The organism is Thioalkalivibrio sp. K90mix, assembly GCF_000025545.1.
Classification (GTDB): domain Bacteria; phylum Pseudomonadota; class Gammaproteobacteria; order Ectothiorhodospirales; family Ectothiorhodospiraceae; genus Thioalkalivibrio.
Genome location: NC_013889.1, coordinates 1141821 through 1156455 on the forward strand (window position 1 = coordinate 1141821; position 14635 = coordinate 1156455).

General features: G+C 65.9%; 15 protein-coding genes. 8 read left to right on the forward strand and 7 right to left on the reverse strand.

The window, feature by feature from the left end:
- Nucleotides 1–33: 33 nt before the first annotated feature.
- Entirely contained in the window at nt 34–816 is a 783-nt protein-coding gene (locus TK90_RS05420) for an ABC transporter permease (RefSeq protein WP_012982484.1), read from the reverse strand.
- Nucleotides 813–1790 carry an ABC transporter ATP-binding protein gene (locus tag TK90_RS05425; protein ID WP_012982485.1) on the reverse strand — a complete coding sequence of 326 codons (978 nt, stop codon included), beginning with the start codon at nt 1788–1790 and terminating at the stop codon, nt 813–815. Before TK90_RS05425 ends, TK90_RS05420 begins: the two co-directional genes overlap by 4 nt.
- An 88-nt stretch (nt 1791–1878) precedes the next feature.
- Here TK90_RS05425 and TK90_RS05430 point away from each other — a divergent pair, with 88 nt between their 5' ends.
- Nucleotides 1879–3270 carry a M17 family metallopeptidase gene (locus TK90_RS05430; protein ID WP_012982486.1) on the forward strand — a complete coding sequence of 464 codons (1392 nt, stop codon included), beginning with the start codon at nt 1879–1881 and terminating at the stop codon, nt 3268–3270.
- A 9-nt stretch (nt 3271–3279) separates the two neighbouring features.
- On the opposite strand, the gene TK90_RS05435 is transcribed toward TK90_RS05430, so the two are convergent.
- Together TK90_RS05435 and TK90_RS05440 are read right to left on the reverse strand one after the other, a co-directional pair.
- Nucleotides 3280–4083, reverse strand: a complete 804-nt coding sequence (locus TK90_RS05435) for a creatininase family protein (protein ID WP_012982487.1) — start codon at nt 4081–4083, stop codon at nt 3280–3282.
- A gap of 32 nt (nt 4084–4115) precedes the next feature.
- Nucleotides 4116–4904: an FkbM family methyltransferase gene (locus tag TK90_RS05440; RefSeq protein ID WP_012982488.1), complete on the reverse strand. Its 789-nt coding sequence runs from the start codon at nt 4902–4904 to the stop codon at nt 4116–4118.
- An 89-nt stretch (nt 4905–4993) separates the two neighbouring features.
- Between TK90_RS05440 and TK90_RS05445 the strand changes: the two genes are divergently transcribed.
- From TK90_RS05445 to TK90_RS05455, 3 genes are read left to right on the forward strand one after another with little or no spacing between them, the layout of a single operon-like run.
- Nucleotides 4994–6154, forward strand: a complete 1161-nt coding sequence (locus TK90_RS05445; RefSeq protein ID WP_012982489.1) for a ChaN family lipoprotein — start codon at nt 4994–4996, stop codon at nt 6152–6154.
- Between the two features lie 13 nt (nt 6155–6167).
- Complete coding sequence (locus TK90_RS05450) at nt 6168–8144, forward strand: M1 family metallopeptidase (RefSeq protein ID WP_012982490.1); 1977 nt, start codon at nt 6168–6170, stop codon at nt 8142–8144.
- Nucleotides 8141–8560, forward strand: coding sequence for an HIT domain-containing protein (locus TK90_RS05455; RefSeq protein WP_012982491.1), 420 nt, complete (start codon nt 8141–8143; stop codon nt 8558–8560). Before TK90_RS05450 ends, TK90_RS05455 begins: the two co-directional genes overlap by 4 nt.
- A 6-nt stretch (nt 8561–8566) precedes the next feature.
- Here TK90_RS05455 and TK90_RS05460 read toward each other — a convergent pair whose 3' ends face one another.
- Nucleotides 8567–9217 carry an OmpW family protein gene (locus tag TK90_RS05460; protein WP_012982492.1) on the reverse strand — a complete coding sequence of 217 codons (651 nt, stop codon included), beginning with the start codon at nt 9215–9217 and terminating at the stop codon, nt 8567–8569.
- Nucleotides 9218–9309: 92 nt separating this feature from the next.
- Nucleotides 9310–10014, reverse strand: coding sequence for an SDR family NAD(P)-dependent oxidoreductase (locus tag TK90_RS05465; RefSeq protein ID WP_012982493.1), 705 nt, complete (start codon nt 10012–10014; stop codon nt 9310–9312).
- Between the two features lie 60 nt (nt 10015–10074).
- Between TK90_RS05465 and TK90_RS05470 the strand changes: the two genes are divergently transcribed.
- The 4 genes from TK90_RS05470 to TK90_RS05485 all read left to right on the forward strand — a co-directional run bounded on the left by TK90_RS05470 (nt 10075) and on the right by TK90_RS05485 (nt 13688).
- Nucleotides 10075–11595: a DUF1538 domain-containing protein gene (locus tag TK90_RS05470; RefSeq protein ID WP_012982494.1), complete on the forward strand. Its 1521-nt coding sequence runs from the start codon at nt 10075–10077 to the stop codon at nt 11593–11595.
- Entirely contained in the window at nt 11592–11939 is a 348-nt protein-coding gene (locus TK90_RS05475) for a P-II family nitrogen regulator (RefSeq protein WP_012982495.1), read from the forward strand. Before TK90_RS05470 ends, TK90_RS05475 begins: the two co-directional genes overlap by 4 nt.
- A gap of 13 nt (nt 11940–11952) precedes the next feature.
- Nucleotides 11953–12345, forward strand: a complete 393-nt coding sequence (locus TK90_RS05480; protein WP_012982496.1) for a CBS domain-containing protein — start codon at nt 11953–11955, stop codon at nt 12343–12345.
- A 68-nt stretch (nt 12346–12413) separates the two neighbouring features.
- Nucleotides 12414–13688 (forward strand): diguanylate cyclase, encoded by a 1275-nt coding sequence (locus TK90_RS05485; RefSeq protein ID WP_012982497.1) that lies wholly within the window; start codon nt 12414–12416, stop codon nt 13686–13688.
- A 79-nt stretch (nt 13689–13767) separates the two neighbouring features.
- Here TK90_RS05485 and TK90_RS05490 read toward each other — a convergent pair whose 3' ends face one another.
- On the reverse strand, nt 13768–14529 hold the full coding sequence (locus tag TK90_RS05490) for a class I SAM-dependent methyltransferase (protein ID WP_012982498.1): 762 nt from the start codon (nt 14527–14529) through the stop codon (nt 13768–13770).
- Nucleotides 14530–14635: the final 106 nt, after the last annotated feature.

The following is a 14635-nucleotide window of genomic DNA, read 5'->3' on the forward strand; positions in this document are numbered from 1 at the left end:
GAGTCGCGGGCAGGGTGGCATTGTCGTGATGCATCAGGACCGGATCCCGATCCCCTTGTTCAACAGTATCAGGGCCGCCGTGTACAAGACCGCGATGAAGGCCACAATTACGGCAAACGAGACCATGATCGGGAAGTCACTGGACCCAAGACTGCCGTAGCGGAATCCGTCCACCATGTAGAGGATCGGGTTGAGCATCGACACGCCCTGCCAGAACTCGGGGAGCAGGCTGACCGAATAGAACACGCCGCCGAGATAGGTCAGGGGCGTGAGCACGAAAGTGGGCACGATCGCGATGTCGTCGAAGGTGCGGGCGAATACGCCGTTGATCAGTCCAGCCAGCGCGAACAGGATTGAGGTGAGCAGGACGACGACCAGCATCACGCCGATGTTGTGGATGCTCAGAGGGCTGAAGAACAGGGAAACAAGCAGGACCGCCACGCCGACGCTGAGCCCGCGGGCCACCCCCCCGAACACAAAACCCAGGATGATTACGCTGTTCGGGATTGGCGAGACCAGCATCTCCTCAATATGGCGCTGGAACTTTGAGCCGAAAAAGGACGATACGACGTTCGAGTAGCTGTTGGTGATCACCGCCAGCATGATCAGCCCGGGGACGATGAAGTCCATGTAGCGAAAGCCGTCCATGTCGCCGATGCGCTCGCCGATCAGCCCCCCGAAGATAATGAAGTACAGGGCGGTGGTGATCACCGGTGGCAGGATGGTCTGCACCCAGATACGCGCGAAGCGCAGCACCTCCTTGGTCACAATGGTGCGAAAGGCGACCCAGTAGTCGTGCAGGTGGCGAGCGCTCATTGCGGGTTCTCCGGCTGTTCGGCGGCGCCCTCGGCCCCCTGAGTCAGGTGGCTCGGGGCGGCGTCGCTACGGGTCATGCGGAGAAACAGCTCTTCCAGTCGGTTCGACTTGTTGCGCATGCTCTGAACCCGCAGCCCTGCATGGTCCAGCACACGGAAGAGGTCGTTCAGGTGCTGCCCGCGCTGGATGTCGGCCTCCAGGGTGAGTTCGTCGATCTGGCGCAGCGGGATTTCGGAGTCGTGGGGCAGCTGCCGGACGGGCTCGCTGAGGTCCAGGACCATGGTTTCGGTCTCGAGCTTCGCGAGCAGCTGCTTCATCGTCGTGTTCTCGACGATCTGGCCGTCATCGATGATCGCGATGTTGCGACAGAGGGACTCCGCCTCTTCCAGGTAGTGCGTGGTCAGGATGATGCTGCGGCCATCGGTATTGATGCGCCGCAGAAAATCCCACATCGAGCGGCGCAGCTCGATGTCCACGCCGGCGGTCGGCTCGTCCAGGATCAGCAGACGGGGCTCGTGCACCAGGGCGCGGGCAATCATCAGGCGCCGTTTCATCCCGCCGGACAGGGTCCGCGCCATGTCCTTGCGCTTCTCCCACAGCCCCAGCTCGCGCAGGTAGTGCTCGGTGCGTCGCCAGGCTTCGTGGCGCGGGATGCCGTAGTAGCCCGCCTGGTTCACCACGATCTCGCCGATCGGCTCGAAGTTGTTGAAGTTGAACTCCTGCGGGACCAGACCGATCGAGCGCTTCACGGCCTGCTGATCGCGGTCGAGGTCGTGCCCGAACACGCGCACCTCGCCGGCCGTCTTGTTGATCAGCGAGGTGATAATGCCAATGGTGGTCGACTTGCCGGCGCCATTGGGACCCAGCAGGGCGAAGAAACTCCCGGGCGCCACCTCGAGATCGATGCCCTTGAGGGCCTCGAATCCGTTCTTGTAGATCTTGCGCAGGCCGCGAATTTCCAGCGCTGGTGTCATGCTCACATCCTGTGGCGGTGGGTGTACCGGCCGGGGCGGCCGACGGACGTTATTATGGCCGTTTTGGCCGAACCGGGAGGAAAGCCGCGTGGATTCTGTCTTTGTTGACGCCGCCGACGATGCCATCGATCTGGTACCCGTTACCACCGACACCCTGGAAGCCCATCTCGAGGCGGCACCGCCGACCTGGCGCGCGTGGGCCGAGGCGGCCCGCTTCGAGGGCAAGGACGGTCAGGTTCTGCGCGTGCCGGGCGAACAGGGACGGGTGGCCGCGGTCCTGGTGGGGTTCGATGCCGGGACGCCGCTGTGGATGCTGGCCGCAGCCGCCGAGACCCTGGCCACCGGGCTCTATCGTCTTGAGACGGACGGGCTGGAGCCGGCGACCCAGGAGCAGGCGGCGATCGGCTGGGGCCTGGGGTGTTACCGCTTCGACCGCTACCGCGCGGCCGAGGATCGGCCGGCGCCGCGGCTGGTCTGGCCCGAAGCAGTGGACCGCAAGCGGGTGCAGGCCTATATCGAGTCCATTGCCATGACCCGGGACCTGATCAACACGCCGGCCGCCGACATGATGCCGGCCAATCTGGCCCTGACCGCGCGCGAGCTGGCCGAAACCTTTGGCTGCAGCCTGCACGTAGTCAGCGACAGTGATGCGCTGGAGAAGTCGTACCCCTGCGTGTATGCGGTGGGCGAGGCGAGCGCGCATGGCCCGCGCGTGATTGAACTGACCTGGGGCCCGGCGGGTGCCCCGTCCGTGGTGCTGGTGGGCAAGGGCGTCTGTTTCGATTCCGGAGGCCTGAACCTGAAGCCGGGTAACTCCATGCGCCAGATGAAAAAGGACATGGGCGGGGCCGCGATCGTCCTGGGCCTCGCGCGCCTGATTATGGCGACGGAACTGCCGGTGCGGCTGACGGTACTGATCGGCGCGGTGGAGAACGCGGTGGGTTCGCGTGCGTTCCGCCCCGGCGATGTGCTGACCGCGCGCAACGGCAAGACGATCGAGGTGGACAATACCGACGCGGAAGGACGGCTGGTACTCGCGGACCTGCTGGACCGGGCCGGGAGCTTCCACCCGGACCTGCTGGTGGACTTCGCCACCCTGACCGGCGCGGCCCGCGTCGCAGTCGGCACGGAGATCAGCGCCGTCTTTGCCAGCGATGATGCCTGGGCGAAGTCACTGGAAGCCCCGGCCAGGGCCTGGGACGACCCGGTCTGCCCGCTGCCGCTGCATGCCCCGTACCGCTACATGCTGGACAGCGATGTGGCCGATATCGTGAACAGCTCGACCGGCGGCTATGCCGGCGCGATCACGGCGGGGCTGTTCCTGAAGGAGTTCGTGCCGGAAGACGTGCCCTGGCTGCATTTCGACATCATGGCGTTCAACGTCCGCGCCCGGCCGGGCCGCCCCAAGGGCGGCGAGGCGATGGGGCTGCGCGCGCTGTATGGGGCACTGGAAGAGCGTTACGCCCGCCAGAAAGCGTAAGTGGGGTCGTCAGCGGGCCAGACGTTCGATCGGGAAGGCGGCGGTATCGGTGATCGCCTGGGCCAGCCCCTTGGCGTAGTGGTCGATCAGCACCTGACCCAGCTCGGGAGTGGCGCGATCCGCGGCTCCCACCACGCCGCCGGGGTTGAGGTCGTCCGCCATCCAGGCGAATGCGGTTTCGCCGGTGGGGCCCAGGCGCCGGGTCGTGTCCTCGAGGTCCTCGCCCAACGAACGGGCGTCTTGCGCGCGATCCATCTGGACGAGTGTCGGTGCCAGCATGCGCATCATTGCCGTCTCGATCAGGCCGCCGTGCAGGCCATGTCGACGCTCGCGCTCGGGGATGTCGAGAGTGTCCGGCAGGTATTGCAGGAAGTAATGGTGCTTGCTGACCAGCAGTCCATAGTCCCGGCGCAGGTCCAGCGCGGCGAGCTCCATAATCGCGGTATTGCCCCCGTGACTGTTGGCCAGCACCAGGCGGCGAAAGCCGGCATGGGCGACGGCGGCCCCGATCTCGCGCAACAGGGCCAGCGCCGTCTCCGGTGTGAGGCTCAGCGTCCCGGCGAAATGGGTGTGTTCGGCGCTGGTGGCGATCGCCATCGGCGGCAGTACCAGCGGCTCGAGGTCACTCGGGAGGAGTGGCGCCGCCGCATCCAGCAGGCCCAGGCCGATGCGCAGGTCCGTGTCCAGTGGCAGGTGGGCGCCATGCTGCTCGATCGCGGCCATGGGCAGCACTACGACCGCGTCGCGACGGGCATGGTCGGCAACGGCCTCGGTGGTCAGGTCCTGCCAGCGGATCAGGTTGCGGGTGTCCATTCAGGCAGCGTTGTCCGCGAGCGTCGCCCGGGTCAAGCCCCGCGCAGTCGGGCGTAGATGTCGCCGGAACCGATGCGCTCCACATGCTGCTCCAGCCAGGAGCGGATGGCCCCCGCGTCCTGCCAGGTGTCGAACCGGAAGCGGCGCTGTTCACCCACGATCAGGTTGTACTCGTAGTCCCCCAGGGCGATCAGTTGCGCAAGACAGTCCTCGGTGACCTCCTCGGCGCCGGCCACAAACTCGAACGACAGGGCGGGGATCGGCTGGCTAAGGCCGCGCAGGACCTCGGCCTCCAGTCCCTCGACGTCGATCTTGCAGAAGGCTGGCAGGCCATGATCGACGATGAGCTGGTCCAGCGTGACCATTGGGACCGCAATCTGTTCGTCCCAGCTCACATTGCGAAAGCTGCGGTTGCGTTGGGCAATCTCGCGCGTAAAACGCCGCGAGACGGAGGAGACGGTGGGGTGGCTGCGACTGACCTCCAGTTGCGCGGTACCATTTTCAGGGCCTGCGGCCTCGCGGCGAATCCGCACATCGGAAAGCCTCGTGGTGGCCTTGCGCAGCAGCAGGAGGATCTGGGGCTGTGGCTCGAGCGCGACCACGCGCGCCCCGAGCGCGGCGAAGGCCCGCGTGCGATCACCGATGTGGGCCCCGATATCGAACACAAGATCGCCGGGCTGGACGAATACCGAATAGAGCCGGCGCAGGCCGGCCTGGCGCCCGGGACGCCAGTAGATCGCCATTGAGCGCAGCGTGCCCAGCCATGCCTGCAGGCGCTGGGGGAGCCGGTTGCGCGTGGTGGTGTCCTCGGACGTGTCCATAATGGCAGGCTACCGGACGCGGAACGTGGCAGCCATCACGGGGTCGGAGAGTAGGGTCGGGACCGGGCCGGTCCCCAGAGGAGAATGGCATGCAAAGCAGAGGAATCCGATGGCGGGGTCCTGGCGTAATAATCGCCGCCCTGCTGGTCGGGCCGATGTTGTCTGGCGTGGCGGGCGCGGCCTGTCCGGCCCCGGGCCAGTGGGCGACCCCTGCGGGCGAGGAGCTGGACCGGACGGAGCTGTTTACCGAACTGGCGCAGGCGGATGCGGTACTCCTGGGCGAGCGCCACGATCGTATGGACCATCACCGCTGGCAGCTGGGCACGCTGGCGGCCCTGCACGGGCAGCGTCCGGATATGGTGATCGGGCTCGAGATGCTGCCGCGCTCGGTGCAGCCGGTGCTGGATCAGTGGGTGGCCGGCGAGCTGGATGCGGAGGCGTTCCTGCGCGACAGCGACTGGTACACCCACTGGGGATTCGACCCGGAGCTGTACTGGCCGATTCTGCATTTCGCCCGCGTCCATGATGTGCCGCTGGTGGCGCTGAACGCCGAACGCACGTTGGTACAGCGCCTTGGGCAAGAGGGCTGGGAGGCGGTACCGGAGGATGAGCGTTACGGGGTCAGTCAGCCAGCTGATCCGCCGGAGGCATACCGTGAGCATCTGTTGGGGGTGATGGAGCGCCATCCGGCGGGCATGGAGCGCGACTCCGATCGGTTCATCGGCTCACAGTTGGCCTGGGACCGCATGATGGCCGCCGGCATCGCCGAGATCCTGGAGGCTTCCGACGAGCCGCCGCTGGTGGTCGGGATTATCGGTTCCGGCCACCTGCAGTATGGCCATGGCGTACCGCATCAGCTGGCGGATCTGGGCTTTGAGCAGGCCCCGGTCCTGCTGCCCCGCGAATACCGTGAGGACTGCTCGGCGGCCGATCCGGACCTGGCGCGTGCGGTGTTCGGGATTGCCGATGGCGATCGCTTCGACCGCACCTCGCCCGTCCTCGGAGTGCAGCTACGCGGCGACGAGGACAGCGGCGTAATTATCCAGGGTGTCCAGTCCGGTTCGGTGGGCGAGGCGGCCGGGCTGGAAGGGGGCGACCGAGTCCTTCGCGCCGGCGACCAGCCAGTGGAGCGTCCGTCGGATCTGCAACGGATCGTGCAGCGCGTGACCCCGGGGACGTGGCTGCCGCTGGAGATCGAGCGCAACGGCCAGCCGGAAGAGCGCGTAGCCCGATTCCCGTACGCCGAGTAAACGAGGGGGCAATATGCGCGCGGCATGGTGGATCTCGATTGGCCTTCTGGCGTCGCTGGGCTTCGTGGTCGCTTCGGCGGCCGGTAACGACTACGCCGAACTCGATTCCGACTTCCCGATCGGCCTGAACGTGCACCTGCACCCGGGCGAATCGAGCTTCGACGGGCGTCTGGTGCTGGACCTGGAGCTCCTGGACCGGAGCCCGCCGAGCCGATTGCGCCTTGATCCCGCCATGGGGATCGACGCCGTAACGCTGGATGGCGATTCCATCGAATACGAGTTGACCGAGTCGGGGTGGCTGGAGCTGGGCGATGCCCTGACGAAGCGGGGTACCGGCCTCCTGGTCGTCGAGTATGGCGCGCGGTTGTCGCAGCCTGACCAGGCGCGGCCGGGATCGGGATTCCTGGGCGAGGAGGCCGGGTTCCTGCCGGCTGGAGCCGGCTGGTATCCCGCGCTGGAGGACGAGCCCGTTCCCATGCGGATTCAACTGACGGTGGACGGTGGCCAGAAGGCCGTGGTCTCCGGCTCGCTGATCGATGACACGCGCGTGGGCGAGCGCTATCAAGCCCTTTACGAACACCCCGCTGCGCGCCATTTGGCGCTCGCCTCCGGCATTTGGGAGTTGGGCGTGATCGAGGGCGATGGGTGGCAGGTGCGTACCCTGTTCCCGCAGTCGCTGCACGAGGCCTTTGGCGAGGCCTACCGCGAGAAGACCGCCGAGTACATCGAGCGCTTCGAATCCGAGATCGGGCCGTATCCGTTCAAGAGCCTGACCGTTGCGGCCTCGCCGCAACCGGTCGGACTGGCGTTCTCCGGCTTTACCCTGCTGGGCGAACAGGTGATCCCGCTCCCGTTCATCCCGCATACCTCGCTGGGGCACGAGGTCCTGCACATGTGGTGGGGTACGGGGGTCTACGTCGACCGTTCGGGCGGGAACTGGTCGGAAGGCCTGACCACCTACATGGCGGATTACCAGTTCAAGCGGGAGGCAGGCGAGGGCCGCGAGGAGCGGGGGCAGTGGCTGCGCGACTATGCGGCGCTCCCGGCGGACGAAGATCGCGCACATGGCGAGTACCAGGGCGGCAACCAGGGCGCGCTGCGCATCGCCGGCTATCACCGTGGTGCGATGATCTGGCGGATGCTGGAAGACTGGGTCGGGCGTGACGCGTTTCTGGAGGGTGCTCGCACGCTCTACAGCGACTGGAAAGGGCGCGAGGCAGACTGGAATGCGCTGATCGCGGCCTTCGATTCCGCTACCGACGAGGATCTGGAGCCGTTCTTCCGCCAGTGGATCGAGCGGCGCGGCGCGCCGGGGCTCGAGCTGGCCGATCTCGCCGTCGACCAGGACGAGAACGGGTGGACGCTGTCGGGCACGTTGCGTCAGTCCGGCGATGACAAACCCTGGGATCTGCGGGTACCGCTTGTGGTCGAGAGCGAACAGGGGTCGGAGACGTTCTGGCTGGCACTGGCCGAGAGCGAAAAGTCGTTCGTGGTGGAGCTGGATGCCGAGCCGTTGCGCGTCGCCGCGGACCCGGACTGGCGGCTGTTTCGCCATCTGGCCGAAGACGAATCCCCGGCGATCCTGCGCCGCGCCGCACTGGACCCGGACACGCAGGTGATCGCGCTGGGTTCGGCGCGGCCGGTCGAGGTCGCGCCCTGGCTGGGGCGCGCAGCCGAACAGAGCCAGAACGTGGAAGGGACCCGCATCGTACTGGGCGAACCCAAATCGGTGCGCGACTGGCTCCGCGCCCGCGACTGGCCGGAATCGCCGGCGGCGATCGACAGCGATCTGCCCGAGTCCCCGGACGCCGCCGCCTGGGCCGTGCCCGGCGAGGATGTGGTCGTGATTGCGGGTCCCGATGCGCAGCAACGCCGCGCACTGGCGGGCGAGCTGCGCCACCGGGCGCACTACAGCTATGTCCTGCTGGAAGGGGACCAGCGCAGCACCGGGCACTGGGCCACGCCGGGGATCTGGAAGGAACTGCAATGAAGGAGGCGTTCGCGCTGGATGCGCGCCTGCGCGCGGACACCTGGTTCGTCGCGGACTGGCCCCTGTCGACGCTGCTGCTGATGGATCACGCGGCAATCCCGTGGTTCATCCTGGTCCCGCGTCGTGCAGGCCTGCGCGAGCTGCATGAGCTTGATTCCGACGATGCGGCTGTTCTGGCGCGCGAGTCCACGGCGCTGGCGAGGGCGATGCAGGCGGCCTTCGAGCCGCAGACCCTGAATGTGGCCAAGCTGGGCAATATTGTCGGGCAGCTGCACCTGCACCATGTCGCGCGTCAGCCGGGCGATCCGGCCTGGCCGGGCCCGGTCTGGGGTGTCCCCGCCGAGCGGGGCCTGCAAAAGAACGAGGCCGAGGACCGCATGCAGCGGGTCCTCGGCCTCGTGGCAGGGCTCGGCTAGGTCGGTTCAGAAGCGGTAGCCGACGTTCATCCCGAAGGTCCACGGGTCGACCTCGACCGTGCCGATACGCTGGCCGTTCAGGCGGGCCGTGCTCTCGATGTCGATCCAGCGCACCTCGGTGTTCAGGAACCAGTTGTCGTCCAGCGCGATGTCGATGCCGGCCTGGAGGGCGACACCCCAGGAATCGTCGAGGCGCAGGCGGCTGTCGGATAGTGCACCGCGAGTGGTCGTGTCAAAGAAGTGGGTGTAGTTCACGCCGGCCCCCAGGTACGGGCGGAACGCCGATCCGGTGTTGAAGTGGTACTGCAGGCTCAGGGTCGGCGGCAGGTGGCGGGTGTAGCCGACGTTGCCCAGACCTTCCAGTGCGATGTCGTGCTTGAACGGGATCCCGACCAGCAATTCCAGGCCCAGGTTGTCGGTGAACATGTAGGTCACGGTGCCGGTCGGGCGTGTGCTGGAACCGACGTCCACGCTCAGATCGGCCGGGGTCAGTTCGCCGTTGTCGGACTTGGGCGAGATGTAGATCAGGCCGCCGCGCAGCAGCCAGTCGCCGGCGGAGACATCCGCGCTGGAGGCGGTCGCATGGGCCGGGATCAGGGCCGCCGGGGCCAGCAGGCCGGCCAGGGCAAGGGCACGAAAGGTCAGGGTACGGCGCATGTTCGGTTCCTCCGACAATGTGAATGTTCGGAGGTACTATTGCCCGCCTCGCATTAGCGCTTGTTGATGCAGATCATGCGCGGCATCGGTTTCTAGAACGGCAGCTGCTGACCCTCGAAGTCGTAGAATTCCCCGGAGTTCGACGCGTCCAGACGATCCAGTACCTTCAGGAGTTCGCCGGTTGCGTATTCCGGCGCGAGCACCTCGGGGGCACGGGCCCGATAGGGCTCCGACAGGCGGGTTGCACAGGTCCCGGGCTGCAGGGCGATCACCGTGGCCTGGCGATGGCTGAACCGCAGCTCCAGCGCCGTCGTGCGGACGATCTGGTTGAGCGCGGCCTTGGAGGCGCGGTAGCTCACCCATCCGCCCAACTGATTGTCCTCGATGGAGCCGACTCGGGCCGATAGAGTGGCCAGGATGCCCTTGCGCTGACGCGGCACCAAAGGTGCCAGGTGCTTGAACAGCAGGGCCGGGCCGATGGCGTTGATGGCGAATGAGCGCGCCATAATCGCCGGGTCCAGGTCGCGCAAGCGCTTCTCCGGCCCGTGGCCGTTGAGGGTCAGGATGCCGGTGGCGTCCAGAATCAGGTCCCACTCGGGCGCCTGCTCGCGCAGCCAGCCGGCGGCGTGTTCGATGCTGGCTTCGTCGAGGAGATCCACGGGCGGCTCGCTGTGGCGGCCAAGTCCCACTACCCGTTCGCAGTTCGGGTCGTTTTCGAGGTGTTCGACGAACGCGGCGCCGAGCCCGCCCGTGGCACCGATGACCACGGCGCGATAGGGTATCTGCAGGGATTCCATACTGCCTGCGACCGCCGCGCGGGGAATTGATTCCGGGGCCATGCCTCGGCAAGGGAGCGCATGAACTTTCTCCACACGCTGGGCCATGCGGCGCGCAATCTGGCGCCCATCGTGATCGTGGTCGCGGTGTTCCAGGCGCTGGTGCTGCGCACGGTGCCGGAAGGGCTGCTGCCCATGGTGGTCGGGCTGACCATCGTGGTCTTTGGCGTGGCGCTGTTCCTGCAGGGCCTGGAGATGGGGATCTTCCCCATCGGGAAGAACCTTTCGAATGCCCTGGCCCGGCGCGGCTCGTTGCTGTTGCTGATGGCGTTCGGCTTCACCCTCGGCTTCGCCACGGTGATCGCGGAACCGGCCCTGATCGCGGTGGCCGAGCAGGCGGAGCTGATCAGCGAGGGGCGCATCAAGGGCCTCGTTCTGCGCCTGATCGTCGCGCTGTCGGTGGGTGCCGTGGTGGCGCTGGGCATCCTGCGCACCGTCATGGGACACCCGCTGCACTGGTACATTCTGACGGGCTACGTGCTGGTGGTGCTGGTCACCTTTTTTGCCCCCGAAGAGATCGTCGGGCTGGCCTACGACTCGGGCGGGGTGACCACCAATATCGTCACCGTGCCGCTGGTGGCGGCGCTGGGCCTGGGCCTGGCGGCCTCGATCAGCGGGCGAAACCCGCTGCGCGATGGCTTTGGCCTGGTGGCACTGGCGGTGATGGTGCCGATGATCACGGTGCAGCTGTACGGGATCATCGTGTTTGCCGGGGCGGAGGTCGATGCCCCGGGCAATGGCGAGACCGCGGCCATGGATGCGGACACGGATCTGCCGGGCGCGGGCGAGGAACACTGGCTGTCCGCGATGGGCATGGACCTCTTGCTGATGCTGCGCGATGTGGCACCGATCATCGCGGTGATCGTGGTGTTCCAGTACTTCGTGCTGCGCAAGCGCATCCCGTATCTGCCCCGGGTCATTTTCGGGTTCGTGCTGGTGGTGCTGGGCCTGTACGCCTTCGTGGTGGGGCTCAAGCTGGGCCTGTTCCCGATCGGCGAGAGCATGGCCGAGCAGCTGATCACGAACGAACTGTTCCTGTGGGTCTATCTGTTCGCGTTCTCCATCGGCTTCGCGACCACGATGGCGGAGCCGGCATTGATCGCGATTGGCCAGAAGGCCGAGGAAGCCGCGCGCGGTTCATTGCGCGGCAATGTAATCCGCATCCTGGTCGCGCTGGGCGTGGCCATCGGCATCACCATCGGTGTCCACCGCATCCTGGCCGGGGATTCGATCCATCACTACATCATGGGTGGTTACCTGCTGGTGATCGTGCTGACGGTTCTCGCGCCCAAGCAGATCGTGGCGCTGGCCTTCGACCTGGGTGGGGTCACAACCTCCGAGGTGACCGTGCCCCTGGTGACGGCCCTCGGCATCGGCCTGGCTACCCACCTGGAAGACCGCAATGTCCTGATCGACGGCTTCGGCCTGATTGCCTTTGCCTCGATCTTCCCCATCGTCACCGTGATGGTCTACGCCATCGTGGTGGATATCTACGAGCGCTGGACCGGCAGGGGCCGCGCGCAACAGGAGGATTCGCCATGAGATTTTCGGCACTGATCGCCGTGCTTCCGGACGATCTGGAACAGCGCGCCATCGAAACTGCGAAGGTCGCGGGTGCCGGTGGTGTGACCATCATGGATGCCCGCGGCATCGGAGCGGAGGCGCGCAAGACGTTTCTGGGGATGACCTATGAGGGCAGCCAGTCCGTATTGATGTGGGTGCTGGAGAAGAAGGTCGCGCTGAACGTGCTCAAGGCCGTCAGCCAGGACCTGGAACTCGAGGGCGACCCGCGCGGCGTTGCATTCACCGTGGATATTGCCCACTTGGCCGGGATCGGACGCAAGCAGATCGAGCAGTTCCAGGAACACGTTAAGGAAGAAATCTGAGGAGGACTCGAGCATGCTGGTAAGCGACATCCTGAAGTCCAATGTGATTACCGTGTCGCCGCTCGCGCCCTTGCGCGAGGCGATGCAGTTGATGCGGCGGCACAACGTCAAGTCCCTGGTGGTGGACAAGCAGCACGAGCACGACGCCTACGGCATCATCACCTACACGACAATCCTGAAGACCATCGTCGCGGAGGAGGGCGATATCGACCTCTCCAATGTCTATGATGTCTGTGCGAAGCCGGTGATCACCGTACCGGCCGAGATGGATGTGAAGTACGTGGCCCGGCTGATGGTCAATCAGGGCATCCGGCGCCTGGTCGTGCTGCGGGGCAATACCCTGGAAGGAATCGTCACCACCAGCGATATCGTGGGATCGATTCTCGAAATGGCGGATATGGAATGAACCTCCACGCCGCGGGACACTCGGACCGGTAGTACCGGTCCCAGGCTAATCCACTTCAAAGGAGTCCCGTGGCCACTGTCGCGTACATCGAGGGGTTCGAGAAACTCCGGCTGCTGGATGCAGCCATCGACCAGTCGCGCCACTCCGTCCTGATCACGGACGCGGACCTCGACGACGGGCCGCGCATTGTCTACGTGAATGCTGGATTCGAGCAGATGACGGGATACGCGGCGGACGAGGTGCTGGGCGAGACCCCGCGCCTGCTGCAGGGCCCGCGGACATCACGGGTAATCCTCGACCGCCTGCGCGCTGCACTCAGTGCAGGCGAGACCTTCGATGGCGAGGTCATCAACTATCGCAAGGATGGCAGCACGTACGTGGTGCGCTCGTATATCTCCCCCGTGTATGCCGAGGAGGCGCCCGAGCGGGTCACCCACTATGTGTCCCTGCAACAGGACGTGACGGACGAACGGGCACGCGATGAGCAGCTAAGGCTGTTGTCGACGGCGGTTGAAGTGTCCGGGGACCCGGTGCTGATTACTGATCCTGAAGGCACGATCACCTACGTCAATGCCGCGTTCGAGGAGCTGATGGGCTACTCGCGCAGCGAGGTGCTGGGCGAGAATCCCCGGCGCTTCAAGTCGGGCCGCCAGGATGACGCGTTCTATCAAGGGATGTGGCGGGCACTGGAGCGCGGCGAGAGCTTCCGGGGCGAATTCCTGAATCGGCGCCGCGATGGTTCCCTGATCCACCTGGAGCAGACCATCACCCCGGTGCTCGATGACCACGGCAAAATCTCGCATTACGTCGCCCTGGGCAAGGATGTGACCGACCGGCTGCGCATGGAAGACGAGATTCGCCGGGTGGCGCATACCGACTGGCTGACCGGCGTCGCGAATCGGCTAAGCCTCGGGAACACGCTGGAGGCGGAGATCGAGCGCAGCCAGCGCTATGGTCGTCCGCTGAGCCTGATCATGTTCGATCTGGATCACTTCAAGGCCGTAAATGATCAGTACGGGCACGAGGCGGGTGACGAGGTCCTCAAGGCGCTGGCGCAAACGGTGAGCGCGGAGCTGCGCGACGCGGACACCCTGGGTCGCTGGGGTGGCGAGGAGTTCATCATCGTGGTGCCCGAGACGCGACTGGTCGGGGCGACGGCCCTGGCCGAGAAACTGCGCCAGGCCGTCTCCACCATGAGCGTGCCCGGGGTGCCCGGTGTGACGGCGAGCTTCGGGGTCGCCGAACTCGCCTCCGGCGACAGCGCGAAGCTCCTCGCGCGGCGCGCGGACGAGGCCATGTACCAGGCGAAGCAGGCAGGGCGTGATCGGGTCGTGGCCCTGTAGGGCAGCCGATTCTTCAGACACAAAAAAGGCCGGCAGACGCCGGCCTTTTTCATGCGTGCGCGGACGCGCCGGAAACGGCTTATCCGCGGCGACGCAGCACCCAGATTTCCAGCAGGGCCCAGTCTTCGCCGGGGTAGTTTTCCTGCTCCAGCGGGGAAAGACGACGGTGACGGGTCGCGGTACTGCCGACAAAGTCCAGACGATTCAGCAACAAACGCTTGGTGGCGTCCGCTTTTTCTAGTGCGAAGGGGTTGAGAAAATTCACCAGCATGTAGCCTTCGCCCTTGCCGCGTGCGAAGGCGTCCACCAGGCTTTCGATGGCCGGCGGGTCCAGATAAACCAGCGACGCGGTGGAGATGACGATGTCCGCCTCTTCCATCGACTGCTCGATCGCGTTGCGCGTCTCGGCGTCGGCCTGGTTCAAGTCGGCCTCGAAGGTCTGGTCGAACAGACCCGCGCTCTTGCCGTAGGCCAGGGCGTTGCCGGAGATGTCGATCCCGGTGGTCCTGATGGGCAGGCGGCGCGGGGCGGCGACCATCTTGCAGGCCTGCTCATCGGCCCAGTTGGCGCGGATTGCCTCGACATCCATACCGTGCACGGCCGCCATGGTGGTGTTGCCAAAGCAGCAGCACAGGTCGACGTAGTTCAGGGTCTTGCCTGCTTCCGCCTGCTGCTGCGCCCAGGGGAGAATCAGCCGGTCGAAGGTTTGCCGGTTGAAGTCGTCGGAGATGTAATCGAGCGCGTCGATGATGCGCTCCTTGAACGGCACAGGGGTCTCGGCGACGTAGATATCGTCGAAATGCTGCTTCTTCTCCTCGGTCTTCACTTGCGGCTCACTCATCGGCTTCTCCTCGTTTGATAAACCCACCATGGTCGGGGGTATGACGCTTGATCGTCAAGTAACGGCACTCGGCTCGTTGTAATGCCCGTCGCATCATGCCGCGGCT